This is a genomic window from Huijunlia imazamoxiresistens (genome assembly GCF_037132455.1).
GTDB lineage: Bacteria > Bacteroidota > Bacteroidia > Chitinophagales > Chitinophagaceae > Flavisolibacter > Flavisolibacter imazamoxiresistens.
The window spans coordinates 345,483-371,690 of the sequence record NZ_JBBBEI010000004.1 but is presented as its reverse complement, the minus strand read 5'-3'; the positions used below and the strand labels follow the sequence as shown (position 1 = coordinate 371,690).

The following is a 26,208-nucleotide window of genomic DNA, read 5'->3' as shown; positions in this document are numbered from 1 at the left end:
AGGAGAAGGGCGACGGGCGGCAGTATCCTTCATCAGGAGAGCGAAAAGCTCCAGGTCAGCTTATAGGCGCTTTCCAGCTCCCGGGTGCAGATGATCAGGAAGCGGGTGCTTACCGGAACATTCATGCTGTAGATCGAATAGCCCGTGTTGCAGACAATTTCCAGGGTGCCGTAAACGGGTGAATAAGCGGAGCAAATATCGATTTGCTCAAAATGGTCGGAGGAGAAATCATAGGCGCCGGAAGCATCCCGGTCGGTACGGGTTTTTTGATAGCGGTGGTTGATATAGCTTTCTACTGTGGCTTCCGGAAGTTTCACCTTGCTTTCTACCGAGGTAATGTGTTTAGAATTTTTCATAACAGTACTTTTTTCAGTGAGCGTTCTGCGTTACCAGTCCATACAGCCTATATACGAGGTTCTTCCGATTATGTATTGCCAAACAAAGTGCCATATTTAACGCTTAACGGCTCAATCGCCCGAAAGCCTTGCCTGTAAAGGGTTTCGGGCATTCACATTTTTTGCACCGCCCCCCTTTCCGGCAGGGCGCCGGCCGTACGGCAGGAATGTCAATAAGTTAGGAAAAGAGACCGCTTTATCCCTTTTCACCAATTGATGAGCTTTATCCCCAATTTCACCGGCCGCCGGTTTTCAGCAGCACTTTCAGCCGGCAGCCCTGGCCCGGCTGCGTATCCAGGATCATTTTCCCGTTGTAATACTCCACGCGGTGGTAGATGGTGCGCAGGCCCCGGCCGGTGACCATGGCTTCCTTGTCGCAGCCGTTGCCGTCGTCCTCCACGGACAGGAATACCTTGTTGGGACCGGACGCAAGCCGCACCCAAACGTTGCGGGCGCCGGCATGCTGCACGATATTGGCCAGCTGTTCCTGCACCAGGCGGTACACCGCCACTTTGTCTTCGGGCTGGGCCAGGTGGGCTTCGAGGAAATGGTGGTGGGTGAACTCGATCTTCAGCTTTTCGGTAACGGCCGTTTTGCCCAGCAGTTGTACCAGCGCCTCCTTCAGGCCGATGTCCTCGATGGTGGAAGGATTGAGGTTGTGGCTGATGCGCAGGATGCCGGTAATGATCTCCTGCAGGTGGTTATAGGCTTTTTCGGTAAACAGGGGGGCATTGGCGGGGTTGGACAGGCCGATCTCCAGCATCAGCTTGCAGGACGCCACCATCTGGTTGATATTGTCGTGCAGCTCCACCGACAGCTGGCGGCGCTCTTTTTCCTGGGTTTCGATTACGGACCGGACAATTTCGCGTTTGATGCCCTTTTCCTGCTCAATCAGCCGCTCCTGCAGCTTTTTCTGCTCGGTAATGTCCTGCTTGGCGCCGATCACCCGCACCGCTTTGCCATTGCGGCGGATCACGAAGGATTTGCAGATAATGTGGCGGTACTGGCTGCCCCCCGAGCGGTGGCGGTATTCCAGCTGCCAGCGGTCCTTTTGGGGGTCGTTGAGGGTGTCCACCACCTGTTGTTGCACCCGGTCGCGGTCGGCGGGGTGTACCCCTTCGAAATGCGCCATGGGGTATTGCTGCGAACCGAACAGCTTGCTGTAAAACCAGGAATGCTGCATGCGGCCGCTTTCCAGGTCCCATTCGTAAATGGCGTCGGAAGTGGCCTTGGTAGCGTATTCGAACTGCTCCACGCTTTTGGCCAGCTCTTCCTGCAGCCTTATATGGGCGGAAATATCGACGGTGTACCCGCCCACCATCGACTGGCCGTCGACGGTCAGGGGGAAACGCACGAGCTTGACGTTCTGGTGCGTGCCATCGGGAAGGATGGATTCTTCATCACTCACCACCGGCCGGCCGCCGCGGATCACCTCCTGGTTTTGCAGAAAATATTTCCAGGCCAGGTCTTCGGGGAACAAATTAAAAACATTGACCTTACCTGCGGCGGTTTCCAGGCCGAACTCACGGGCGAATACCGGGTTGAAATAATGCAGCGCCCCGTTTTCGTCGGCGATCCAGGCCCGCAGGGGCGTATTCTTCATAAACTCCTCAAAGAGCGCCTTTTCCTGGAGCAGCTTTTCCTCCATCTTCTTGCGTTCCGCTTCCGCTTTCTCCAGTTCCTTGCGTACCGTAATGTCTTTCAGGATGCCGCAAATGCCGGTAATGTTGCCCAGGGCATCGCGGGTGGGAAAATACCGGCAGCCCAGCCACAGGGGGGCCACCCCCTCCTCCGTCAGCACCGTTTCGTACTCGATGGTTTCGCCTTTCAGCGCCCGGCGGAAAAAAGTGGCGACCACCTCCCTGCGGTCGGCCGGCAGGCGGGCGGGAATGCTTTCCCCGATCATTATTTCCTGTTGATAGGCTTTCCGGAAAATGGATTCGGCGGCGGGGTTGTAATAGGTAAGCCGGAGCTGGCGGTTGGCAAAGAAAAAGCCGTCTTCCATGCTGGCAAAGGCCGAATAGAAGTTCTGGAGGACAGTGTCTGGCCCGGCCTGGGAGCGCGGGACTACCGTTTCCTCCCCGCCGGTGAGCAGGCAGAGGATGTCCGAATAAGGAGCAGCAGCGGTAACGTGGTTCATCATGGATTGGTTAATGCAAAACAAAGCAAGGAAAAACCGCCCTGCCGGGACAGGTACGGATAATCACCCCACCAAATTAAAAAAAGGAAGCGGGGCCATGGCCCCCTTCCTTCCTGTTTTTTGCCGGGCTAAACGTTTTCGCTTAACGAATTACAGAAGAGTCCCGAATTGCACTAGCGGTTAAGCCATAAGAGATTAGGGATTAGTTAATTGGCTAATTGGTTAATTGGGTATTAGGTGTAAAGAGGCGACGTTTCAACGATCAAGGCCTAATGAACAAATTAACCAATTAACCAATTTCCTAAAGGGCAATGGGCTCGACGCGGAACCAGTCGAAATCGGCAAAGCCCGAATCGTTGATCTGCGTCTGGCGGGTACAGAAGATGCCCACCTTGGCACCGACCCAGCGGCCCACTTCGGCGGTGAACTCCTCGCCCACCTCGGTAAAGGAGCTGCCGTCGGTGCTGTAGCTAAACCGGCATTTGCCGCCCTTCGTCACTTTTACGCGAAAATAAGCGGTGGCGGTGGAATCGCCTGCCCGGCGGATCACCTGCTCGGTCTCGGCCTTGCCATTCACCGCGTCCTTGCAGAGGGTGTATACGAGGCTGATCTCGCCCTTTTTACTCTTAAACCCGATATGGGCATAGCTGAAGCCCATAATCACCAGGCCGGCCTTCTCGTTCTCGATCTTGGAGTTGTTGGGCGTGAACGCCACCTTGGTAGTAACCATAAACTCCTCGGCCGGGAACTTCTGCATCAGCACGTTGGGGGCGTCCCAGAGGTTTTTGACGCTGTCGGCCTTATCGGAAAACAGGCGCAGGCTGCCTTTGGCAGTGTTCATAAACGACCAGGTGGCCTTGGGATTGGCGGCCCACTGCCATTGCCGGCCCAGGGAGGTGCCGTTAAACTCGTCGCTGTCGGGAGGGGTGGCCCTGGGATAGGTTTTGCCGCCCACGTTGGGCTTTTTATAAACCGTCACGGGCTCGCCCTTGCCGTCGCCGTCCTTGTCCACACCGATCACCGGCCAGTCCCCCACCCATTTCATGGGGTTGAGGTGCACGACGCGGCCGTAGGCTTCCTTGTCCTGAAAGTGCAGGAACCAGTCCTCGCCGGTGGGGGTGTTCACCCAGGCGCCCTGGTGCGGGCCGTTGACGGGCGAAGCGCCCTGGTCCATCACCACCTTGCGCTCGTAGGGACCGTAAATGTTTTTGGAACGCAGCACCAGCTGCCAGCCCGTGGGCACACCACCCGCCGGGGCAAAGATGTAGTAGTAGCCGTTGCGCTTGTAGAACTTGGGGCCCTCCAGGGTAGGGTCCAGCTCATGGCCGTCGTAAACGAGTTTGCCTTCATCAATGGTTTTGGTGCCTTCGGCATTCATCTTTTTCACCACCACCACGCTTTTGATGCCGGCGCGGCTGCCCGCATAGGCGTGCACCAGGTAGGCTTGTCCATCGTCATCCCAGAGGGGGCAGGGATCGATCAGGCCCTTGCCGCCTTCCACCAAGATGGGGTCGCTCCACGGACCGGCGGGGTTTTTCGCTTTTACCAGGTAGATGCCGAAATCCGGGTCCGGGTAATAAAGGTAAAACTCGCCGTTGCGGTAGCGGAGCGAGGGGGCCCAGACACCATTGCCGTGCTGCACTTTGGAAAAATGCTCAAAGGGCGGCTGGCGTTTCAGGGCATGGCCGATTAGGGTCCAGTTCACCAGGTCCTTGGAGTGCAGGATCGGCAGGCCCGGCACGTCCGCAAAGGAGGAGGAGGTGAGGTAGAAATCGTTGCCTACGCGGACGGCGTCGGGGTCGGAATAGTCGGCATGCAGCACGGGGTTCTTATACGTGCCGTTGCCCAGGTCGGGCACCCATACTTTCGAAAGTTCCGTCTTCTGGGCCGATGCCTGCAGGCAAAGGCCGAGGAGCAGGAAAGCGCTGAATCGTTTCATGGCGATTTTGGGGTTTATGGTCTAGGGTATTCGTGGTGGCGCAAAGAAACAGAATGTCTATTTTCTCCGGTTCATTTTTCCGGCCTTCCCGGCTTTACTGGCTTTGCCGGCTTTGCCCTGTTTGACCGGCTGGGCCGGTTGGGCCGTGGCGGCGGTTTCCACGAGGCTGTTGATGTAATATTCGATGTGGGTGTACGCAGAACCCGCCCTGGAAGCCGAAGCGTCGGAAGCGTCCCGGGCATTCAGGCCATTTTTCTTTTCCCAGGCATCGGGCAGGCCGTCGTTGTCGGCATCGGGCGGAGCGGCGGCGGTTTTCAGCGCCGGCCAGGCGCCTTTCGTTTGTTCGTAAGCGGTACCGTGGGGGTAGCCGCCCTGAACGTCGATGATGCGGCCGGTACGGCTGTGCACCTCGCCGACGATGCGCCTGTCGAGCGTATCCCTGCTTAAGGAGGCGCCGGCCAACACCAGCACCTGTCCATAGGCCTCCTGCGCCGAATGGGTGGTCACCGCTTCAGCCGGGTGGGGCGCTGCTGCTTTTGCCCGCACCGTATCGGCGGCGGTGCCTTCGTTCATCACCACGCCGCTCCAGTTGTTGGCCGTCACTGCCGGTGAGCCGTCCACGTAATTGCCCGAAAGGAAGAACTGGCCATAGGGCAGGTTAGGTTCCTTTTTATAGGGGTTCAGCAGCTGGTATTTTACTTTGGGCGCCGTGTTCGGCCCCCATTTGTAATAATTGTTCACCAGGTTGTAGTTGCCGCCCTCCCCGGCATACACGTTGTTCTGGGCCCAGTTGTAAATCACGTTGTTGCGAAAATCCACGAATTCTTCGGGGATATTGCGTTCGCCGTCGAAGCGGGGGGTGCGGTTGGCGCAGTGGGCAAACAGGTTGTGGTGGGCGGAGGTATGGCGGCCGCCCCAGATGCCGCCGAAGCCGTGGTGTTCAAAGTCCTTGTCGCCGGTTTCGAAATGGTAGGAGTAGTTCAGCGGTTCGGCAATGAGGTTCCATTGCAGGGTGGTGCTGTCGCCGGCATAGACGGAAAATACTTCGTCGGTGCTCCAGCTCATGCTGCAGTGGTCGATGATGATGTGTTTGCGCCGCTGGCCGCTGAAGGCGTCGTCGCCGCCGGCGCCGTTCACCATGCCCTGGTTCTGGTAGCGGTCGCCCATACGGAAGCGCAGGTAGCGAATGATGATGTTGTCGCCGGCCAGCTGCACGGGGTGGTCGGCCAGGCAGATGCCGTCGCCCGGGGCGGTCTGGCCCGCAATGGTCACGTTGCCCTTGATGCCCAGGGGTGACAGCAGGTGGATGGTGCCCGACACGCCGAACACGATGGTGCGGGGTCCCTTGGCATTGACGGCCGCCCGCAGGCTGCCGGGACCGTCATCGTCGAGGCTGGTCACCTTGATTACCTTGCCGCCACGGCCGCCGGTGGCGTATTTGCCATACCCCTCGGCTCCTGGAAAAGCAATGGTTTGCGCCGAGGCGCCTGTTGCCGCCAGTGCGGCAATCGATAAACAGAAAATTCGTTGAACGGTTGTCATATGATTTTTTTACAATTCATTTTACGCCTTCTACAAACTACAAACCATAAACTACAAACCCTTCTGTGCTTCCGTAATGCCTTTCACCAGGCTGTTGCAGTATACTTCGATGTTGTCGTAGGCGGTGCTCAGCTGGCGGCCGGAGGCATTGGCGGTTTTGGGATCGAGTTTTTGGGCTTTTTCCCAGTCGTCGGGCATGCCGTCGCCGTCGGTGTCGGCGGGCACGGCGCCCTGCTTCAGTTCGGGCCAGCCGCCCACGTCCGTTTGCGCGTCGATGATGCCCTTTTTGCCGGTTTTGGAGCCGTTGTAGGTGGCGGTGCCGGCCCGTACCTCACCCGTTACCCGGGTATCCACCGCGTCGCGTTTGAGGCTGGCGCCGGCATAGGCCAGGACGACCGTATAGGCCGTGGCAGCGGACTGTTCCGTTAATGCGCTGAAGGCAAAGGGCTGCGCCGCCCTGGCCTGGGCCAGCACAGCGCCGGGACGCAGGTCCACCCCGCCGTTCCAGTTGTCGGCGCTAACGGCTGTATTGCCGTCCACGTAATTCCCCGAAATATAAAAGGTGCCGAAACCCGGGGCGAAGGTCACGGGGTCGGCGTCCATCGAAATTTCGCATATCCGTTTGCGTTTGGAGGTCTCGGTCCCCGGCCCGGGCTTGTAGTAGTTGCCAAAAATGTTGTAGGTGCCGTTTTCGCCGCCGTAGGAGCTGTTGGCGCCCCAGTTGTACAGCACGTTGTTGCGAAAATCTACGGTTTCGGGGCCCAGGGGGCTGGCAGGCAGGCCGCTGCGGCCGCCGCCGTTGAAGCGGGGGTTGCGGCTGTTGTGGTGGGCCAGCAGGTTGTGGTGAAAGGAGGCGTTGGTGCCGCCCCAGATGGCGCCGTAGCCGTGGTCGTCCTTTTCATGGAAGGATTTGTTGAGGCTTTCCGACAGGATGCACCACTGCATCGTAAAGTTCTTGTTGGCATAAAAGGAAGCGCATTCGTCGATGGACCAGCTCATGGAGCAGTGGTCGATCACCAGGTTCTGGTGGTAGCGGCCCCAGAGGGCATCGGCCTGTTGCCGGGCCTCGTCGCCCATACGGAAGCGCAGGTAGCGGAGAATGACGTTGTCGGCATCCACGTTCACTTCGTAGTGGCGCAGGCAGATGCCGTCGCCGGGAGCGGTCTGGCCCGCGACGGTCAGGTCGCCGTTTTTAATGACCAGGCGGCTTTTCAGGGCAATGGTGCCCGACACTTCAAACAGCACGATGCGGGGGCCGGCGGCCTCCAGGGCGGCGCGCAGCGAGCCCGGGCCGGCATCATTGAGGTTGGTGACTTTAATGATCTTGCCGCCGCGGCCGCCGGTAGCGGATTTCCCATAACCCTCGGCCCCGGGAAAGGCCAGGGCGTCTTCCTGCACCTGGGTGGGTCCTTCGGTGGTGGTAGTGACGGTACCAGATATACCGGCCGTAGCATCGCCGGGCTTATTGCAGCTGGCTGCAGCCAGCAGAACCGGCAGTCCGAAAAAAGTAAGCAGAGAAACGTATCGCACAGGATCAGTTTTTAGATGGATAAAAAAAGGTGCGGCCGTTGCCGGCCACACCTTCGTAAAAATTCGGTCAGAGGTTACGGCCTCCAGCGGGGGTCGCCTGCGGTGGCGCTGCCGGCAAACGAACCGTCCTTGATGGTAAAGACGCCGTTGTCCGGATCGGCAAACAGGTCGGTGCTCGCTTTGCTGTAATCCAGGATGTTCGCAATAGGATTGGCAGAAAACTGCACGTCGGTAGTTTTGTACGTATTGATCACCGTAGGAGCGGTAGCCGAACGGATCCCTCTTGCGGTAGAGGGAGACGCAGTCGAGTGCGTTTTCGCCAGGATATTGTTTTCCAGCACAAAGGAGGAAGAAACCGCCTGCGTGTTGTAATCAATAAAGTACCGGGTGCTGCCCACGATGTTGTAGAACGTATTATCCTTCACCAGCACGGTTTGCGACGGGGCGGCATTATGCAGGATCAGGCCATAACCGATCTTGTAAAACGTAGTGTTGGTAATGGAAATGTTATTGATCTTGCCGCTAGCCACGTTGGTATGGATGAAGGCATACGAACCGGTACCGGCATCGTTCACACCAATGTCATAAACAAGGCATTTGGACACGGAAAACTTACCAATGGTAATGTTGTTGGTACCCTGAATACGCATGGGCGTGTTGACAAAGTTGCGGATGGTACAGTTTTCAAAAACAATCTCGGCGGTGGTGGAGGCGGCCGACTGGTTGAAAATGTAGTTGCGCTTGGTCTTGCTGGCATCACCTTCCTGGTAACCGGTCAGGTCCACGTTTTCAAACTTTATGGTGCCGGCATTGGCGGGCAGGTTGATGCCGTTGAAAGCAATGATCGGCTTGGCACCGCCGGTCTGGCCCCATACAGTGAAGGACGCTCCCTCGGGCAGGTTCACCAGGTTGTCGGTGCTGTACTTGGTCCCTTTGCGCAGCACGAAAATGGTGCCGTTGGCGGCGTTCTGCATCAGCACGGACAGCGAGTCGCCGGCAGCTACGTTCACCACGTTGGGCCCGGTAGGCAACTGGGGCAGCGTCGCGAACTTGATCTGGCCGCGGATGCGGGTATTGAAATACAGGGTGGCGGTATACTCGGTATCATTCAGCAAACCGGAGATGGTTTTTTCTCCGGCGGCTTTTTCCGAAGCCGAAATATCGTACCGGTTGGCGCCGATAGTAATGTGCGTTACATCGGGTGTGGCCTTCCAGGTCAGCTTAGCCGAGTTCGTGGACAGGTTCGCATCCGTAACGGCATTGAAGATCTGCTCCGTCCTGGTTTTAAAAGCTACCGTCGCCCACTGGGACTCGGGAATACCGATAGAGTCGGTGCCTTTGATCCGGATGGAGTACTGGGTCAGGGGTTCCAGCAGGTCGGGGACCACGAAAAAGTAGCCGGTGGCGTCCTTGGAAGCGACCCCTTTATAGGTTTTCTGGATGCTGTTGAACTGCAGACTGTCCTGGCTCAGCTCGATTACATACCCCTGGGTATTGGGCGTGGTCTTCCAGCGGATGGTGGGGGTTACCCCGTCTACCGTTGCGGTCAGCTCGGTAGGGCGGAACAGGCGGTTGTAGCTCTGGTCCTGTTCCCAGTCGTTGGCTTTTTTACAGGAAGCGATGCCTGAAGCGATGATCCCGGTTGCCAATACGGGAAAAAGGATATTATAGATATTCTTGGAGTGCATTTCTATAAAAGAGGTTGAATGTGATTAAAAACCGTAAGCGTTCTTCAGTAAGCCCTGCGATTCGGCCACTACCGTACCGGGATAAGGATACAGGTGACGGTTGGGAACCTTTTCGTTCAGCCCGCTGCTGAACAGGTCGATCTGCTGGGTATAAGAGGTCTTGTTGGCGTCGGAATAACCGGCCAGCCAGGCCACCTTGGTATAACCGGCGATGTCGGCCGAACCTTTATCCTCATAGAAATTGAAGCTGGTCTTATCCAGGGTTTCGTTGTTGGCGTCATACTTATAGAACAGGTTCTTAGGCAGGGTGCTGTAGGCACCGGTACCGGCCATCATTTGCTTGAGCACGTTGCGCTGCTCCTGGATCTTTGCTTCCAGCAGGTTCCAGCGGATGAGGTCGTACTTGCGTACCGCTTCGCCGCCGAATTCCCAGGCGCGCTCGTTCACGATGGCGTTGAAGAAGTCCTGCTCGCCGGCCAGGTTGTTCACATACACCTCCACCTTCTGGGCACGGTCGCCGGCCGCAAAAGCCCGGCTGCGTACTTTTTTCAGGGCGTCCTTGGCCGCTGCAGTGGGGCCGCCGTTCAGGGCGTTCTCCGCTTCGGCAAACATCAGCAGCACGTCGGAATAACGCATAATGGACCAGTTGATGCCGTAGCCGAACTTGCCGCTGGCCGCCAGGTTCAGGGCTTTCCATTTGTCGCCCATCATGCGCTGGTCCCATTTGGCGAAGGTGAAGCTCAGGGGGTTCGATACGAACACTTCCTTGGCCTCGCCGGCGCTGTTGCTGTAGGTATAATACGCTACGGTATAGTCTCTGCGGAGGTCTTTCTGGTCAAAGGAATAGAAGTAGTAAGGCGTCGTATTCACCACGTTGGCATTGTTGCCGAAGCCATACTTTTTGTTCGGCATAAAACGCACCCCGATGGTGTAGCCCATTTCGCCGCTGCGGCCCAGGCCATTGGCTACCTCGAACAGGTTTTCGAAATAGGTCTGGTCCAGTTCCATGCTGTTCAGCTTTTTCCAGATATTCTGGTAGTCCGGGTTCAACTGGTGCTTGCCGTTGGCCATGATCTCCTGGCATTTGGTACGTGCCAGCTCGTAGTACTGCCGCCAGTTGGCGCCTCTTTCGGTGGGCCATCCTTGCTTGTTGCGGATGGAGTAGCCGCCGCGAAACAGGGCGATGCGGGCGGTAAGTCCTTTGATAAAGCCTTTGGTGATGCGTTCAACGGTACCGTAATTACCGCTGCCTACCCAGGAGGACATATTATCGGCTTCCTGGAGGTCGGCCAGGAGCTTGTCGTAGATCTCATCGCGGTCGGAAACCGGCAGGAATACATTCGACAGGTCGCTCTTGGTGGGCTCGGCCTTGTAGGGCACATCGCCCCAGTTCTTGATCAGCTCGAAGTAGGTCAGCGCCCGCAGGGTCAGGGCTTCGGCCATGTAGCCTTTCATTTTCGTGGAGTCGGCGGTGGCCATCACCGGGCTTTGGCGGATGCCTTCCACGGCGAGGTTGGCCCGCTCGATGAGCTTGTACATCATGTTCCATTCCCGGGTAATGGAAGAGTTGTCGGGGGTGCCGGCATAGTTCGACAACCCGCGGGTGGAGTTTTCCTTATAGGTAGTGGCATTGGCGCCTGCAATTTCGATATCGGAATTGGTGGCGTAGTTCAGGGGCAGCCGGGCCGAGTACATCTGGTCCTGGGTAAGCAGGGAGTAGATGCCATTGATGGCGAACTCGGTGTAGGCGGCGGAAGAATAAACCGTTTCCTCGGTAAATTCAGAGGGCGAGGGGGTATTGAGGAACTCTTTCTTACAGGCGGTCAGGCCCAGTCCTGCAAAAAGGGCGAGTGTGATATAAGTGCTTCTTTTCATTGTTTATCGGCAATTAATCAATTAAAAGGTTACGTTAACGCCACCGATGAACGAGCGGCTTTTCGGATAGGCGGAATAGTCAACACCAGGGGTTACCGGCGGGTTTCTGCGGCTGTCCACCTCGGGGTCGAAACCGGAGTAGTTGGTCAGCGTGTACAGGTTGTAACCGGTTACGTATACCCGCAGGGTGCTGATGCGGGCACGCTTGGTCAGCGACTGCGGCAGGGTATAACCCAGGGTAACGGTGTTGAGGCGCAGGAAAGAACCGTCCTCGATGGCCCAGCTGTGCAGCGGGGTTTGCGTCATCAGCGGGCTCCAGATGGAAGCGTTCGCATTGATGGCTTTGAGGCGCTCGGGGTTGGCATTAGCGCCGGAAGCCACGTTGTAGCCGGTTTCGGGATCGATGATGGTGAAACGGTTTTCCAGCGACATATCGGCCAGGAGGTTCTGGTATTTACGCGACAACAGGAAGGTGGTATAGTCGATCTTGTTGGCGTTGTAAATATCGTTGCCGTACGTCCAGTTGAAGTTGGCCATCATGTCGAAGGCTTTGTAGCGGCCGTTCAGGCTGAAGCCACCGGTATGTACGGGGTTGGCATTGCCAATCACGGTTTTGTCATAAGCGTCGATCACGCCGTCCGCTTCACCATTGGGGCCGCTGATATCCTTGAACTTCAGGGCGCCGGGGCCGAAGTAGGTGGCGGAGGTCAGCGAGGAGTTGTCCGCTACGCCTTTATTCAGGTCCCACTTTTTGGTGGCATTGTTAAAGGTAAAGTCATCGAAGGAGTACATGCCGTCGGTTACATAACCGTACATCTGGCCTACAGGCTGCCCCTGCCGGATGATATAGTCTTCCAGGGGTTGGGCGGTGCCGTTCCAGCCGGAGGTATAAGTTTTGAAGTCGGCCACGCCGTTGCGGAACTCTTCCACGCGGTTGCGGTTCATACCGATGTTGAACGAGGCGTTCAGGCTGTAGTCCTTGGTATTGAGAATGCTGCCGTCCAGCACCAGTTCAATGCCTTTGTTGGAGGTGCTGCCGAAGTTCTGGAACTGGGAGGTGAAACCCGATTGCGTCGGGATCGGCGCCTGCACCAGCAGGTCGTTGGTGGTGTTCCAGTACACGTCCAGGGTACCGCTCAGGCGGCTGCGGAACAGCGAGAAGTCCAGGCCGGCGTTGCGCACAACGGTGGTTTCCCACTTCAGGTCCGGGTTGGGCAGGTTGGAGCCCGGGATCAGCTGGGCCGCTTCCACCTCGTTGGTGAAATAAGGCTTGTTTTCGCTGCTGGTGCTGTACATCAGCGCCCACAGGTTGGGGTCGATGCGGTTGTTGCCGGTAGTACCGTAAGAAGTACGCAGCTTCAGTTGGTTCAGCCAGCCGGACTGAGACTTCATCCACTCTTCGTCCGAGATTTTCCAGCCCAGGGCCACGGAGGGGAAATACCCCCACTGCTTGCCCTGCGCAAAGATGCTGGAGCCGTCTGCCCGCATGGTGGCGGTCAGCAGGTACTTATTGAACAGCGAATAGTTGGCACGGCCAAAATAGGAGGACATGCGGGTATCGGGAGAGATGGTAGTCACGGTCGGGATGGCCGTACCCAGGTTCATGAAGGCCATTACGTCGTCGGCTTTCATATCTCTGGGGAAAAACCGCGATTCATTGGTCACGCGTTTGAAACCGCTGGACAGGGCTTCCTGGCCGGCCACAACGGTAAGACTATGGCCGTTGATAAAGTTGGATTTGTCCACGGTCAGGAAGTTCGACACGCGGTAATTGTAACCGTTCAGCGAACTGATCTGCCCGATGGGCTGTCCGGCATATTGCTGGGCGTTAGAGGTATAAGGGCCCCAAACGTTGTCGGTCCGTTCGTTGCGGAACTCGTAACCGCCCTCGGTGCGCCAGGTAATGCCCTTGGCCACTTTCCAGCTCAGGCCGCCATTAAAGGTATTGTTCAGTCTGCTTTGTTTTTTGTACTCGTCCAGTACCGATTTCACCGGATCGTACAGCAGGCTCTGGCTTTCGGCGCTGATGGTGGAGTTGTCGTCGTCGATCAGCGACTGGTCGAACGACTTCAGGCCACGGGTAGGCGCATATTTAATGGAGTTGCGCAGACGGGTGTTGGAACCTGAACCGGTATTTACACCGGCACCATCGATCTTCATATGCGACAGGCGGGTATTGAAGTCAAAGCTCAGTTTGCTGGAAATATCGGAGTTGATCTTAAAGTTCAGGTTATTCCGCTCGTAGCCCGACCCCAGCATGATGCTTTCTTCTTCGTTGCGGGTAAGGTTCAGGTTAAAACGGGTGGCTTTGGTACCGCCGCTCACCCCTACGTTGTAATATTGTTGTTTGGCGGCGCGGCCGAATACTTCTTTTTGCCAGTCGGTGCCTTTCATGGATTTGTAAATTTCCAGGTCCTTGTAGGCGCCATAATAGTTCTGGAAAGTAGCGGACTGGTCAATCTCATACTGGTACAGCGCGTACTCATAAGGATTCAGCACGTCCAGCTCCTTGGTAATCTTGCGGAAACCGCCGTAGGCATTGGCCGTTACGGAGATCTTGCCGGCCTTACCTTCCTTAGTGGTTACCAGGAAGACGCCGTTGGCGGCCCGGGCACCGTAGATGGCGGTAGAGGCGGCATCTTTGAGGAAGGTAATGGTTTCAATATCGGAAGCGGCAATGTTGCTGATGGTGCTCACGGGGAAACCATCCACAATGTAGAGCGGCGAGTTGTCGCCGGTTACCGAACCGCCGCCGCGCAGGCGCACTTTAATTTCCGCGTCGGGCGAACCTTCGGTGGTGGTCACCTGCAGACCGGCCACTTTACCGGTCAGGGCTTCGGCGGCATTCACTACGGGGGTTTTGGCCAGGTCCTTACCGCTAACGATGCCAACGGCGCCGGTAAGGTCACTTTTTTTGGCCTTGCCATAACCGATCACCACCACGTCGCTCATGGTGGCGGCTTCGTCTTTCAAGGCAATACTGAAGGAGGTTTTTTCGCCCACTTTCACCTCCTGGGCGGAAAAGCCCACGTGGCTGAATACTAAAACAGTACCGGGTTGGAGGGGAGCATTAATGGTAAATTTTCCGTTGGCATCTGTGGTCACCGTTGTGTTGGTTCCCTTTACCGTTACGGATACGCCGGACAGCGATTCCGATGCGCCGGAACGGGTGACGGTGCCCGTAATTTTGTGCGTCTGTGCCCAGGTGAGGGTAGCCGCACCTGTCAATAGCAATGACAAGCAGAGTTTTCTCAGCATATACAAGCTTAAGTTTTAAAAAAGTAATCGAAGTTGAAAGGGCCGCAAAGGTCCTTGCCCCGACTCAGTGTTTCAACAAAGAATCGGCGAATGGCCGGAAATGATCGCCCGTTTCGCAAAGGCGCTCTAATCTGGCCGGTCGCAACGAACAGGATGTCAGCAAGTTGCAGCCAAAGACCACACAAAGTGACGTCAACCGGACAATTCAGAAAATGACCTGGCTGCTCTCTTTTCCTAACTTTTATCAACTCTTCCTCTTATCGGGTCGAACGGTCCTGTCCTGTGCTGTCCTGTTTATTGCGGACGCAAGACTACAGCTTAAAATATTCCCCGCAACCGGCAGGCTTTACTTTTTTTATGCAATCGTTTCCGGGAACGATTGCGTTGGCAGCATCAAGCGTTTCGGAGCACGGTCCACGGCTAACTGACAGTAATTCAAAGAAATACCGGCACCTGCGCCCCGGGGATCCGGAAGGAGACCTGTGACCGGGAGTGCCGGCGCCTGCCGGCAGGGACGCACTTTGGGGAAAACGATTTCAGGCTGCAGATGAACGGGCCGGCGGGCAGGGACCGTTCAAAGGGGAAAGCGGGAAACCGGAAAAAAACTATACTTTTAAACCGGAAGTACCCGCTGCCATAGAAAAATAGCAAGCCGATGAAGTTTGATACCGTTACGATAAAAGATATTGCCCGCGCCCTGAACCTGTCCACCTCCACCGTTTCGCGGGCCCTTCGCGGCAGCTACGAGATCAGCCCGGAAACGAAAAAGCTGGTGTTGGAATACGCCGAAAAGATCAATTACCGGCCCAACCCCATAGCCCTGAGCCTGAAGGAACGGAAAAGCCGCGCCATCGGCATCGTGGTGAGCGAGATCGCCAACAACTTTTTCTCGCAGGCCATCAACGGTATCGAATCCATTGCCTACAACCGGGGTTACCATGTCATCATCACCCAAAGCCACGAGTCGTACGAGCGGGAGAAGGTGAACGTGCAGCACCTGGCCTCGCGGTCGGTGGACGGCCTGCTGATCTCGCTGTCCAGCGAAACCGAGGACCTGGCGCACCTGAAGGACCTGCACGACAAGGGGCTGCCCATCGTGTTCTTCGACCGCATCACCAGCGAGATCGAGACCCACAAGGTGACCTCCAACAACTTCCAGGGCGCCTTTTCGGCCACCGAACACCTGATCGCCGAGGGTTTTACCCGCATTGCCCATATCACCTCCTCGGCGCATTTGTCCATAACCCGCGACCGCCTCCAGGGCTACAAGGCTGCCCTGGAAAAGCACGGCCTGCCCTTCCGGGAAAGCCTGCTCAAGCACTGCCACCACGGGGGCATGATCGCCACCGAAGTGGAAGACGCTCTTAACGAGCTGCTGTCCGGCCCGGACCGCCCCGACGCCATCTTTACGGCCGGCGACCGCCTGTCCACGGAATGTTTGCGGCTGCTGAAGACCCACCCCGCCGGATCGACCATCATGGGGTTCATGGGTTTTACCAATTCCAACCTGGGCGACCTGTTCACCCCTACCCTCACCACGGTGCGCCAGCCGGCCTTCGAAATCGGCCAGGTCGCCATCGAACAACTCATTCAGATCATCGAAAGCAAACGCCCCATAACCGAGTTCGAAACCCGGGTGCTGGATAACATTCTGACGGTGAGAGAGTCCTCGAAGAAGAGATAGTTTACGGGTTTACGAGTTCACGAGTTCGTTCCTGAGTTCCTATGTTCCTGAGCTTGACAAACAGCGTTGGGCACCTACGGTGTCCCGCCCCGTTACTCCCGGCCTGGTTCCTTATTCTATTACCAACGTTACATTCACATCATCGGATCCGTAGACCCTGTATCCGTTTAAAAGGGAGGGTTTCGTAAATGGCGAAGGCTGTTGCTGGTTGATCCAGACATCGTCGCTACTAATCTGAGTGATTTGTTCAACTTTGGAATTGGAATTGCCTTCCAGTGAAACTGTAACCAGCGGCGGCACGCCATTGTTGCTTAAATCCATAACCTTCTGCCTGGTTACCGGATCGGAAATCAAGAGGGCTGCGCGGCTGACAAAGCCCGACCACTCCTTGGTACTTTGACCAAATTTTTTAGGCCTGTCATATTCATAAAGGAACACCAATCCGTCTGGTTTGCCTGCACACCAGGGCGCCACATTCATTCCGAAGGAACAATATTCATTTTCATTCTTCTGCATCTGCTTTACTTTCTTCCTTCTGATTTTTTGATAACCCCATGCCGTAGCTCCACCTATTATCAGTTCAGGATTTGCCCCTGGAGTTTCGCCGGGAATTCTTACGTAGGAAACACCGAAGGAAACGGCAACCGCATAATCAATCCCGCCTTCAAAAAGGCCATAGCCGTTTTTCAGCAAGGTCCACCGGCCATCCTTTACCCCGAGCCGTGTGGTGCAGGCAGTTGTTGAGGTTTCCTGCTCCTGTTCTGAATCTGTATCATTAAAAAAATCCGACCGGTAATCATCATTAAAAAACTTCTTGTGGTAGGATGAAAACTTAACGGGTACCAGCCCGGAAGAAATATCGGAATGTTGCAGGCCATCGTCGTAAGTGAGCAAATAGGTGGGATGCTCATAAGCGTAATCGTCATCCACAGTTACTTCTTTGAGGAGTTCGCCGCTGCCGGCGTGGAACACCAAGCCTGTATTCGAGTCGTTGGTATACAGTGGATCATAACAAATGGTATAGTTCCGGGAATTATTTGAAGGAAAATTTTCAGAATAAGGAAAGTATATCATGTAGGGAAGCCCCAGCCCCTCGGTTTGATAACCGGTATTGGCCGTTGCATTCACCCGAAAAGCGGGAGACGCTACTTTTTCCAGATCAAAAAAGGCAGCCAGTTCGTCTTCCGAACCGAACTTTAAGTCCTTGTATTTATCCGCCCCGGGATAATTGCCCGCAAGGAAGGCTTGCACAAAAGCAACCTTCAACCGCTGCAAAAAATCCTGCCTGACACCCGGCAGCGATACCGGCCTTGCATTGAATATTTCCCGGAACGTCAGCTCCTCATCTGATTGTGTCCGCTCCAGTTTTGCGGCAATAAAGGCATTGAATTCCTGCCGGAGCGGCTGATCGGCAAATAGTCCCTGGAGCACACAGGAAGCCTGCTCAAACTTTTTCACCACTTCCTGCTCCGGCTTACTGAGCCGTTCTAAGGGTAATTGCCGTTCCGCATCAAAGCCCGGAACACGAACGTCTTTCTTGCAGGCCGCTAAAGAAAAAAGGAGAAGAATGGAAAGAAAACGACTGGTGTAAACTTTCATATACTTATGGTTATGGGTAATCGATCCTGGGTTCAGATCTGTTCGCCCTGGAGGAGGGCGTCCCGGTAACCATAAGGCAACTGCATCAATCGCTGTTCAACACGTACACAAAATACATTAACTATTTAATATCTGAAAATAATTTCAAATAATATTTTTTACCCATACAAATTTATCACAAACACAAAAAGATGGTTTCCAAAACCTCCGAACAACAACCCTCCGGAACCTGGAAACCAACTTGTAAACGCGTAAACCCGTAAACTCGTAAACTCTTTAAATGGCCTTACTGAACGACGGCCGCTTCCCGCTCCTCGCCAGGTACAGGTCGAAAGCGCTGCAGCAGTTGCGGATAAAATAATGGCCTTCCGGCGTAAGGGTCACGCCTTCCTCATTCCATTCCACCAGGCCGTCGGTCGCCAGGCTTTCCAGTTGCGGAAAGGTATGCTCCCGCAGCAGGGGCAGGTCGGCAGGATGGAAGACCGTCCTTGCCCGGCAGCTGATGTCGAGGATATACTGGCGGAACGAGCAATCCTCCACGTTCAGCGCATAGCCTTTGCTGATGGCCAGCTTGCCCGCTTCAATAGCGGCATAATAGTCGTGCAGGGCTTTTTCATTTTGCGCGAAGGCATAGCCCGCATCGGAGATGCTGGAGACGCCCAGTCCCAGCAACAGGCCGGAATTTTGAGTGGTATAGCCCATAAAGTTGCGGTGCAGGCGTCCCTCCTCCCGGGCGGCGTACAGGGAGTCGTGGGGCAGGGCGAAATGGTCCATGCCGATATCGGAATAACCTTCCTGCAACAGCAGCTCCTTTCCTTTCAGGTACAGCTGCACCTTAGTCTCCGGACCGGGCAGGTGGCTTTCGTCGAACAGGCGCTGGGCCCTGCTGGTCCAGGGTACGTGGGCATAGCTGTAAAAGGCTACGCGGTCCGGCTTCAGCTCAATCACTTGCCTAAAGGTGCGCTCGATGCTTTCCAGGGTTTGCAAGGGCAATCCGTAGATCAGGTCGAAGTTGACCGAGGTAAAGCCAATGCGGCGGGCCTCCTCCGTGGCTACTTTCACCCGCTCGAAGGGCTGGTGGCGGTTGATGACCCTTTGCACCTCGGGATCGTTGTCCTGCACCCCGTAGCTGATGCGGCGGAAGCCCAGGTTATAGAGGGTTTCCAGGTGTTTGGTGGTGGTGTTATTGGGATGGCCTTCGATGCTGAACTCCCGCTGGGGATGCACGATGGCGCCTTTCAGGATGGTTTTGATCAGGCGCTCCAGGTTCTGGGGCGAAAAAAAGGTGGGGGTACCGCCGCCCAGGTGGAGTTCGCGGATCACGGGGGTCTGCTGCATCAACTTGCGATACAGCTTCCACTCTTTCTCCACTGCCAGCAGGTATTCCTCCTCCACCTTGTGGTTGGTGGTGATCTTCTTGTTGCACCCGCAATAGGTGCAGAGCGACTCGCAAAAGGGCAGGTGAATGTACAGGCTGATGCCGTTGGTGTGGTTCTGCTCATGAAAGCGCCGGCTGAAAAGCGACCGCCAGGTGTCCGTTTCCAGGTGCTCGTTCCAGAACGGAACGGTGGGATAACTGGTATATCGGGGTACCGGCAGGTTGTATTTCCGGATCAGCAGGGGGTTTATCGCTACGGTGGGCATCATGGTTCAAAGCTAAACAGAAGCCTCCCGGTGAAAGCTGATGCAGGTTAACGCCCCTGCAAACATTTATCATTGTTTAAAGTGACCTGAGCATCTTTTTAGTCAAGGGGCATTGGTCATTGATCATGGTTTACAAAAACAAAAAACCTGGCAAGCTTAAATAACCTGCCAGGCCTGGAAACCACTCGTAAACTTGTAAACCCGTAATCTCGTAAACTGTTCTTAGTATAACAAGTTTTTGAGCTTATCGGGATTGGTGACGATGATCTTGCCGCTTTTGATCTCCACCAGTTTTTCTTCCTTGAAATCGCTCAGGGTGCGGATCAGCGATTCGGTGGCGGTGCCTACGTACTGGGCGATGTCGTCGCGGGAGATCTCGATGGGCGTATTGCGGGCATTGAACTTCGAATGGATGTCCACCAGCGCCTTGGCCACCCGCTTGCGCAGCGAGCTGTAGGCCAGGTTCAGCAGGCGCTCCTCCTTGTCCTTGACGTTCTGCGTCACGATATGAATGAACTTGGCGGCGATGTTGATGTCGCCGTACACCATCTGCAAAAACTCGTCGCGGGGGATCTGCATGATCTCCGCATCCTCGAGCACCGAGGCGTTGTCGTCGTAGTTCTTGTCCTCGATCAGGGCCGAGTAGCCGATAAAGTCGCCGGCGCTGAACAGGTCGGTAATGTATTCCTTGCCATCCTCGTGGATCTTGAACGCCTTGACCTTGCCGCTCACCAAATAGTACAGGAAGCGGGGACGTTTGCCTTCGGAATAAAGCACCTGCTTTTTGTTGAAATGCTCCACGTCGTACTGGTCGGACAGCTGCTTCAGGAAGCCGGCGCTTTTGACGTCGTGCACGAACTGCGTCAGGCCCTGGGGCGAAGAGGCGTATTTATTTTCCAGGATCTCCGTCTTCTTCAGGCGGATCTCAATGGCGTTGAGCAGTTCGATATCCTCGAAGGGCTTGGTCACGTAGTCGTCGGCGCCCATTTCCATGCCCTTGCGGAAGTCGCTGCGTTCGGTCTTAGCGGTGAGGAAGATAAAGGGAATGTCCTGGGTGCCGGCATTTTTGCGCAGCAGGTGCAGCACGCCGTAGCCGTCCAGCTCGGGCATCATGATATCGCACACGATCACGTCGGGCTTTTCCCGGATGGCCGCCTCCACGCCGCGTTTGCCGTTTTCCGCCGTCACCGTCTTGTAGCCGGCCAGTTCCAGGATTTCGGCGGTATTTTCTCTCAGGTCGTTATTGTCGTCAATTACCAGGATAGTTTTCTGCATTATTTTTCGGATTTACCGGTAAGGAAAAAGTAAAGGTGGTGCCTTCGCCCAGCCTGCTGTGCAATTTAATATTTCCGTCGATCAGCTCAAGGTAGCGTTTTACAATATGGAGGCCCAGGCCGGTGCCCTGGATGTTCAGGGCGTTCTTGCCGCGGAAGAAGGACGAGAACAGGTGCTCCTGGTCTTCCTCGGAAATGCCGATGCCCTGGTCCTGCACCGATACGGTGGCCTGCTCCCCTTCGGTGCGGCTTTTGACCCGGATGGCGCCGTCCTCGGGCGAGAACTTGGCGGCATTGCTGATCAGGTTGATCATAATGTTTTTCAGGAGCTTTTTATCGCTGTACACCAGCTCGGGGCCCTCGTGCTCGTAGCTGATCTGCTGGCTTTGCTTCAGGATGCCCTTCATGTCGTCGATGGTGTCGCGGATGGTCTCGGCCAGGTTGAAGGGTGAGGGGCTGGCGCCAATCTTGCCTTCGTCCAGCTTACCCAGCGACAGGAAGTCCTCCAGCAGGTCGTTGAGGTGCTTGACGGAATCCTTGATGCGGTTGATGTGCTTGTCACGCCGGTCCTGCTGCTCGGTGGTGGTGTACTTGGCAATAAGGGAGGCGGAGGACAGCACGGCGCTCAGGGGGGTGCGGAACTCGTGGGAGGCCATGGACACAAAGCGGCTCTTGATCTCGTTGAGCTGGCGCTCCTTGTCCAGGGCTTCGCTCAGCTCGGCCTGCGATTCCTCCAGGCGCTGCAGGGCTTCTTTGAGGATGATGGTCCGTTCCTCCACCTTGGCTTCCAGCTCGGCATTGAGCTTGCGCAGCTGGTGCGACACTTTTTCCAGCTGCTGCTGCTGCTGGATCATGCTGCCTTCGATCTCCTTGCGGTGGGTAATGTCCACCACGAAGGCGATGACAAAGGTTTGCGCCTGTTGGCGGTACACGCTCAGGCTCACCTCCACGGGGAAGTTGTGGCCGTCCTTGCGCTCGCCGTAAAGGTCGCGGCCCGAGCCCATTTCGCGGTTTTGGGGGTGGTGGTAAAAGCCTTCCCGCAGGTGTACGTGGCCGGCCCGGTAGCGCTTGGGAATGAGGGCGTCGACCATCAGGCCGATCAGCTCGCTGCCTTCGTAGCCGAACATTTTGCAGGCCGCCGGGTTGGCCAGGATGATCGTCCCTTTTTCGTTGGTGAGCAAAATGCCCTCGGTAGCGTTTTCAAACAGCGAGGTCATGTGCGATTTGTCGAACTGCATGTTGCGGATCAGTCCCTTGATGTACAGCACAATGAGGGTGGTAAAAAAAGCCAGGAGGAGCATGAAGAAAAATTCGGTCCACGGCTGGTAGGCGCCCTGTGAAAAGGCCATCCACAGGTGCAGGCCGATGACGATGCTGCTGACGACGCCGGCAATGATGGTGGAGCGCTGGTCCTGCACAAAAACCGACAGGAAGATGACGATCAGCAGGCCGCTCAGCGTAATGGTGTACCCCGGCAACAGGAAACTGACCACCAGGGTAAAGACAAACACCAGGACGGCGTAAATGGTCGCCGCTTTACTGCTTAATTGAGGCATTGTTCTTTTTGTGAGTTTACGAGTTTACAAGTTTACGGGTTTACGGGTTAAGTTCCTGAGTTTCTGAGTTCCTGAGTTAGGGGTGCACGGGTTTGACCCAGCCCGGAGGCTGCTTCTTCCGGAGTAACGCCAACCCAGGAACTCAGGAACTTAGAAACTCAGGAACTTAACCCGTAAACCCGTAAACTGCTACAGTTGGAGTAACTCCTTCTCCAGGACCATCGCTTTGGGGAAAAGAATGTGGTTTTCGAGGTGTTTGTGCTGTACCAGGTCGGCGTCCAGTTCCCGGAGCTGTTGCAGCAGCTGGCGGTAGGCGGCGGGGGCGTCGGCGGCGAACTGGTAGTTGCCGGTGAGGCGGCGCAGCTGGTCCAGAAGGGCCGAGATGTGGGTATGTTCCAGCTTTTTGATCTGGTCCAGGGGCTTGCTGAGCGTGCGCACAAACAGGCTGCCGTAGGTTTCCCGGCGCTTGTGGGTAGAGGAGATCTGCCGCAGGTAAGGAAACAGGCTGTCCTCCTCCTTGGCCATATGCTCCAGCAGCAGCGACGACAGCTCGCCCAGCACCTGGGCCAGCTTCGGGGCATGGGGATAAGGAGCGCCGTGGTTGCCGGCAAAAGCGGCCGCCTCGGCATTCAACAGCGGGAGGAGGCGCTTCAGGGAAGCATGGTAAATATTGACGATATACTCGATCAGGAACTCGATAGACCAGTCGTTGAAATCAATGGCGCCGGGCAGGGTCACCCGCCGGGGGGCGCCTTCCGGTTCATTCACGTCCCTGCGCACGATATCCGCTAGCGTTCCTGCTTTTACTTTCGGTTCCATAGTTAATAGGTTAAGGGGGAAACGGCCGGCACCGGGCCGGGACCGCTGTACGTTAACGGGACTTACACCAGCACACCGCCCACCTCGAAATTCAGGGAAGCGATGCTCCTGATGAATTCCGCCTTGTTGCCGGTGATCAATTGGCCGATGGTCGTGGTTTCCAGGCGGTGGCGCAGGCTCGACTTCACCTGCTCGAAATGCACGTGCATCGGGCAGGGGTTTTTCGAGCTGCATTCGTCCATCCGCAGGGCGCAGCGGTTGAAGTATCCCAGGCCGTCGGTCAGCTTAAAAATATCCATCAGGGTGGTCTCCAGGGTACGCTGGCTGGCCCCAAAGCCGCCCTGGGGGCCCTTTACCGAAAGCAGCAGGCCTTCTTTCACCATGGTCTTGAGGATCTTGCTCATATAGGGTTTGGGCACGCCCAGCTCACCAGCCACTTCTTCGGCGTGCACCCGCACCTTCTCGTCCTGCATCAGCGCTATATATAACATGCCGCGAACGGAATACCCAAAGGATTTAGAGAACATCATATTGGTACAATTTGAATTGTACTCAAAAGTATTAATACCCCTGCGGCCATAACCTGACGAAGATCATCCCCGACTGTGAGGCTACTCACTGATGGCGGGCCGGCAGCCGGAATACTTTTGGATCGTCCGGGACATTTAACACCTCTTAAACTTTTTACACATGAATAAAATCAACATTGCTGCCGCTCTGCTGCTGGCTGGAACAGCGCTATTGGCTTCCTGCGGAAGCAACAATGCGCAGCCAGCCGCCGGGTCCGAACCTGCTGCCGAAGCGCCGGCCGCCACCGCTCCTAAACTGGAAGCCGTTACCCTCAGCTCCCCGCTGAACACCGCCTGGGTGAACGCGGGTAAAAGTATTTACGACCTGAAATGTCAGAGTTGTCACAAGCTGACCGACGAGAAGCTGGTAGGCCCCGGATGGAAGGACGTGACCAAAAAACGAAAGCCCGAATGGATCATGGGCATGATCCTCGACCCCGAAGCCATGCTGAACACCGACCCCGACGCCCAAAAACTGCTGGAAGAACTGCTGGTGCGCATGCCCAACCAGAACCTCACCAAAGATGAAGCGCGGCAAGTGCTCGAGTTTATGCGCTCCAATGACGGGGAGAAATAGTTTCTGAGTTTCTGAGTTCCTGAGTTCCTGAGTTGGCTGACGCCTGCTTTCACCAGTTCACAAGTTCACCATCAAAAAGTTTCACATGAGAAAAATTCAAACCACCCTGTTTCTGGCCGCGGCCGGGGCAATAATGGCCGGTGGGATTGCCGGCTGCAAAACAAAAGCGGCCGGCAATGCCGCCAGCAGCGATGCGGCTGAAAAAGTGTACGTGGCGCCGGGCAAGTACGACGAATTCTACAACGTCGTTTCCGGCGGCTTCAACGGCCAGATGAGCATTTACGGCATCCCCTCCGGCCGCATGTTCCGTATCATCCCCGTATTTTCCCAGCATCCCGAGAACGGCTACGGCTTCAGCGAAGAATCCAAAGCCATGCTCAATACCTCCCACGGCTTCGTGCCCTGGGACGACCTCCACCACATCGCCCTGTCCACCACCAACGGCGAGCACGACGGCCGCTGGGCGTTTGGCAACGCCAACAACACCCCCCGCATCGGGCGGGTCAGCCTCTCCACCTTCCGCACCGAGGAGATCATCGAGATCCCCAACAGCGCCGGCAACCACTCCTCGCCCTTTATTACCGAAAACACCGAGTACGTGGTGGCAGGCACCCGCTTCAGCGTTCCGGTGGGCAACCAAACCGACGTGCCCATCTCCACCTACAAGGAAAACTTCAAGGGTACCGTGAGCTTTATTGCCGTGGATCCCAAAACCGGCCGCCTGAGCATCGACTTCCAGTTGCTGCTCCCGGGTATCAACTTCGACCTGGCGCGGGCCGGCAAAGGCGCCTCCAAAGACTGGTTCTTCTTCAGCTGCTACAATTCCGAAAAGGCCAACACCCTGCTGGAAGTGAATGCCAGTGCCAAGGACAAGGACTTTATCATGGCCGTGAACTGGAAAAAGGCGCAGGAGTACGCCCGGGCGGGCAAGGGCAAAAAAGTGCCGGTGACCTATGCCCACAACGTGCTGAACGAGAAAACCCATACCGCCACCTCCACCATCGAAAAGGAAGTGCTGGTGCTGGACCCCAAAGAGCTGCAGGACGTGGTGTACCTGATGCCTTGTCCGAAGTCGCCCCACGGCTGCGATACCGACCCCTCCGGCGAGTACATCATCGGCAGCGGCAAGCTGGCGGCGGTGATCCCCGTTTTTTCCTTTGCCAAAATCCAGCAGGCCATCGCCGGCCGCAACTACGACGGCAATTACGACGGCATCCCTGTATTGAAATACGAATCGGTGCTGCACGGCGAAGTGCAGAAACCCGGCCTCGGCCCCCTGCATACCGAGTTTGATGGCAAGGGCAACGCTTACACCTCCTTCTTCGTTTCCTCCGAGATCGTGAAATGGGACATCAAGACCCTGAAGGTGCTGGACCGCGTACCGACCTACTATTCCATCGGCCACCTGTGCGTACCGGGCGGACCCACCAAAAAGCCCTGGGGCAAATACGTGATCGCCTACAACAAGATCACCAAGGACCGCTACCTGCCCACGGGTCCCGAGCTGACCCAGAGCGCCCAGCTCTACGACATCAGCGGCGAGAAGATGAAGCTGCTGCTCGACTTCCCTACCGTGGGCGAGCCGCACTATGCCGAAGCCATCCCGGCCTCGCTGATCATGAAGAACAGCCAGAAGATCTATAAGATCGAAGAGAACCAGCACCCCTATGCCACCCTTGGCGACAATGCAGTCAAGGTGGAACGCAAGGGCAAAGAAGTGCACGTGTACATGACCGCCGTGCGTTCGCACTTCACCCCCGACAACATCGAAGGGGTGCAGCTGGGCGACGCGGTGTACTTCCACGTGACCAACGTGGAGCAGGACTGGGACGTTCCGCACGGCTTTGCCGTCAAAGGCGCCAACAACGCCGAGATCCTGATCATGCCGGGAGAAACCCAGACCCTAAAATGGCAGCCCGACCGCACCGGCGTTTTTCCAATTTACTGCACCGACTTCTGCTCGGCCCTGCACCAGGAGATGTCCGGCTACGTACGGGTATCCCCTGCCGGCAGCAACGTACCCCTGACCTGGGGCACGGGTAAAAAAGAACCGGCCGCGGATGCCACGGTGAAAAAATAAGCCCGCATCCAGCCTCCCGACCCGGCAGGTTGTAAAAAC

17 protein-coding genes are annotated in these 26,208 nt (G+C 56.2%); 3 read left to right on the top strand and 14 right to left on the bottom strand.

Translation table 11 applies throughout. The annotated features are described in order from the left end of the window. Nucleotides 1–32: 32 nt before the first annotated feature. The 8 genes from V9K67_RS07245 to V9K67_RS07210 form a co-directional block, all read right to left on the bottom strand. Nucleotides 33–356 carry a hypothetical protein gene (locus V9K67_RS07245; protein ID WP_336721136.1) on the bottom strand — a complete coding sequence of 108 codons (324 nt, stop codon included), beginning with the start codon at nucleotides 354–356 and terminating at the stop codon, nucleotides 33–35. 274 nt (nucleotides 357–630) lie between these two features. Further along, nucleotides 631–2,538, bottom strand: a complete 1,908-nt coding sequence (locus tag V9K67_RS07240) for a PAS domain-containing sensor histidine kinase (protein WP_336721135.1) — start codon at nucleotides 2,536–2,538, stop codon at nucleotides 631–633. Between the two features lie 298 nt (nucleotides 2,539–2,836). After that, the gene (locus V9K67_RS07235) at nucleotides 2,837–4,474 is read right to left on the bottom strand and encodes a glycoside hydrolase family 43 protein (protein ID WP_336721134.1); all 1,638 of its coding nucleotides are present in this window, start codon (nucleotides 4,472–4,474) and stop codon (nucleotides 2,837–2,839) included. Nucleotides 4,475–4,531: 57 nt separating this feature from the next. Further along, a complete protein-coding gene (locus tag V9K67_RS07230) occupies nucleotides 4,532–6,016 on the bottom strand; it encodes a pectate lyase family protein (protein ID WP_336721133.1) in 1,485 nt (494 codons plus the stop codon). A 51-nt stretch (nucleotides 6,017–6,067) separates the two neighbouring features. Continuing rightward, nucleotides 6,068–7,546: a pectate lyase family protein gene (locus tag V9K67_RS07225; RefSeq protein ID WP_336721132.1), complete on the bottom strand. Its 1,479-nt coding sequence runs from the start codon at nucleotides 7,544–7,546 to the stop codon at nucleotides 6,068–6,070. A gap of 74 nt (nucleotides 7,547–7,620) precedes the next feature. Beyond that, entirely contained in the window at nucleotides 7,621–9,234 is a 1,614-nt protein-coding gene (locus V9K67_RS07220) for a DUF5123 domain-containing protein (protein WP_336721131.1), read from the bottom strand. A 24-nt stretch (nucleotides 9,235–9,258) separates the two neighbouring features. Continuing rightward, nucleotides 9,259–11,109, bottom strand: a complete 1,851-nt coding sequence (locus V9K67_RS07215) for a RagB/SusD family nutrient uptake outer membrane protein (protein ID WP_336721129.1) — start codon at nucleotides 11,107–11,109, stop codon at nucleotides 9,259–9,261. 21 nt (nucleotides 11,110–11,130) lie between these two features. Then, complete coding sequence (locus V9K67_RS07210; RefSeq protein WP_336721128.1) at nucleotides 11,131–14,367, bottom strand: SusC/RagA family TonB-linked outer membrane protein; 3,237 nt, start codon at nucleotides 14,365–14,367, stop codon at nucleotides 11,131–11,133. A gap of 655 nt (nucleotides 14,368–15,022) precedes the next feature. Here V9K67_RS07210 and V9K67_RS07205 point away from each other — a divergent pair. Next, complete coding sequence (locus V9K67_RS07205; protein WP_336721127.1) at nucleotides 15,023–16,051, top strand: LacI family DNA-binding transcriptional regulator; 1,029 nt, start codon at nucleotides 15,023–15,025, stop codon at nucleotides 16,049–16,051. Between the two features lie 111 nt (nucleotides 16,052–16,162). On the opposite strand, the gene V9K67_RS07200 is transcribed toward V9K67_RS07205, so the two are convergent. The 6 genes from V9K67_RS07200 to V9K67_RS07175 form a co-directional block, all read right to left on the bottom strand. Continuing rightward, the gene (locus V9K67_RS07200; protein WP_336721126.1) at nucleotides 16,163–17,650 is read right to left on the bottom strand and encodes a hypothetical protein; all 1,488 of its coding nucleotides are present in this window, start codon (nucleotides 17,648–17,650) and stop codon (nucleotides 16,163–16,165) included. Between the two features lie 276 nt (nucleotides 17,651–17,926). After that, nucleotides 17,927–19,297: an oxygen-independent coproporphyrinogen III oxidase gene (gene hemN / locus V9K67_RS07195; protein WP_336721125.1), complete on the bottom strand. Its 1,371-nt coding sequence runs from the start codon at nucleotides 19,295–19,297 to the stop codon at nucleotides 17,927–17,929. A 219-nt stretch (nucleotides 19,298–19,516) separates the two neighbouring features. Continuing rightward, nucleotides 19,517–20,569, bottom strand: a complete 1,053-nt coding sequence (locus V9K67_RS07190; protein WP_336721124.1) for a response regulator — start codon at nucleotides 20,567–20,569, stop codon at nucleotides 19,517–19,519. Next, nucleotides 20,544–22,124, bottom strand: a complete 1,581-nt coding sequence (locus V9K67_RS07185; RefSeq protein WP_336721122.1) for a sensor histidine kinase — start codon at nucleotides 22,122–22,124, stop codon at nucleotides 20,544–20,546. Before V9K67_RS07185 ends, V9K67_RS07190 begins: the two co-directional genes overlap by 26 nt. Before the next feature lie 189 nt (nucleotides 22,125–22,313). After that, entirely contained in the window at nucleotides 22,314–22,943 is a 630-nt protein-coding gene (locus V9K67_RS07180) for a hemerythrin domain-containing protein (RefSeq protein WP_336721121.1), read from the bottom strand. A 62-nt stretch (nucleotides 22,944–23,005) separates the two neighbouring features. Continuing rightward, nucleotides 23,006–23,473, bottom strand: a complete 468-nt coding sequence (locus V9K67_RS07175) for an RrF2 family transcriptional regulator (protein WP_336721119.1) — start codon at nucleotides 23,471–23,473, stop codon at nucleotides 23,006–23,008. Between the two features lie 160 nt (nucleotides 23,474–23,633). Here V9K67_RS07175 and V9K67_RS07170 point away from each other — a divergent pair, with 160 nt between their 5' ends. Together V9K67_RS07170 and nosZ are read left to right on the top strand one after the other, a co-directional pair. Continuing rightward, nucleotides 23,634–24,089, top strand: coding sequence for a c-type cytochrome (locus V9K67_RS07170; RefSeq protein WP_336721117.1), 456 nt, complete (start codon nucleotides 23,634–23,636; stop codon nucleotides 24,087–24,089). 85 nt (nucleotides 24,090–24,174) lie between these two features. Continuing rightward, nucleotides 24,175–26,169 (top strand): Sec-dependent nitrous-oxide reductase, encoded by a 1,995-nt coding sequence (nosZ, locus tag V9K67_RS07165; RefSeq protein ID WP_336721115.1) that lies wholly within the window; start codon nucleotides 24,175–24,177, stop codon nucleotides 26,167–26,169. Nucleotides 26,170–26,208: the final 39 nt, after the last annotated feature.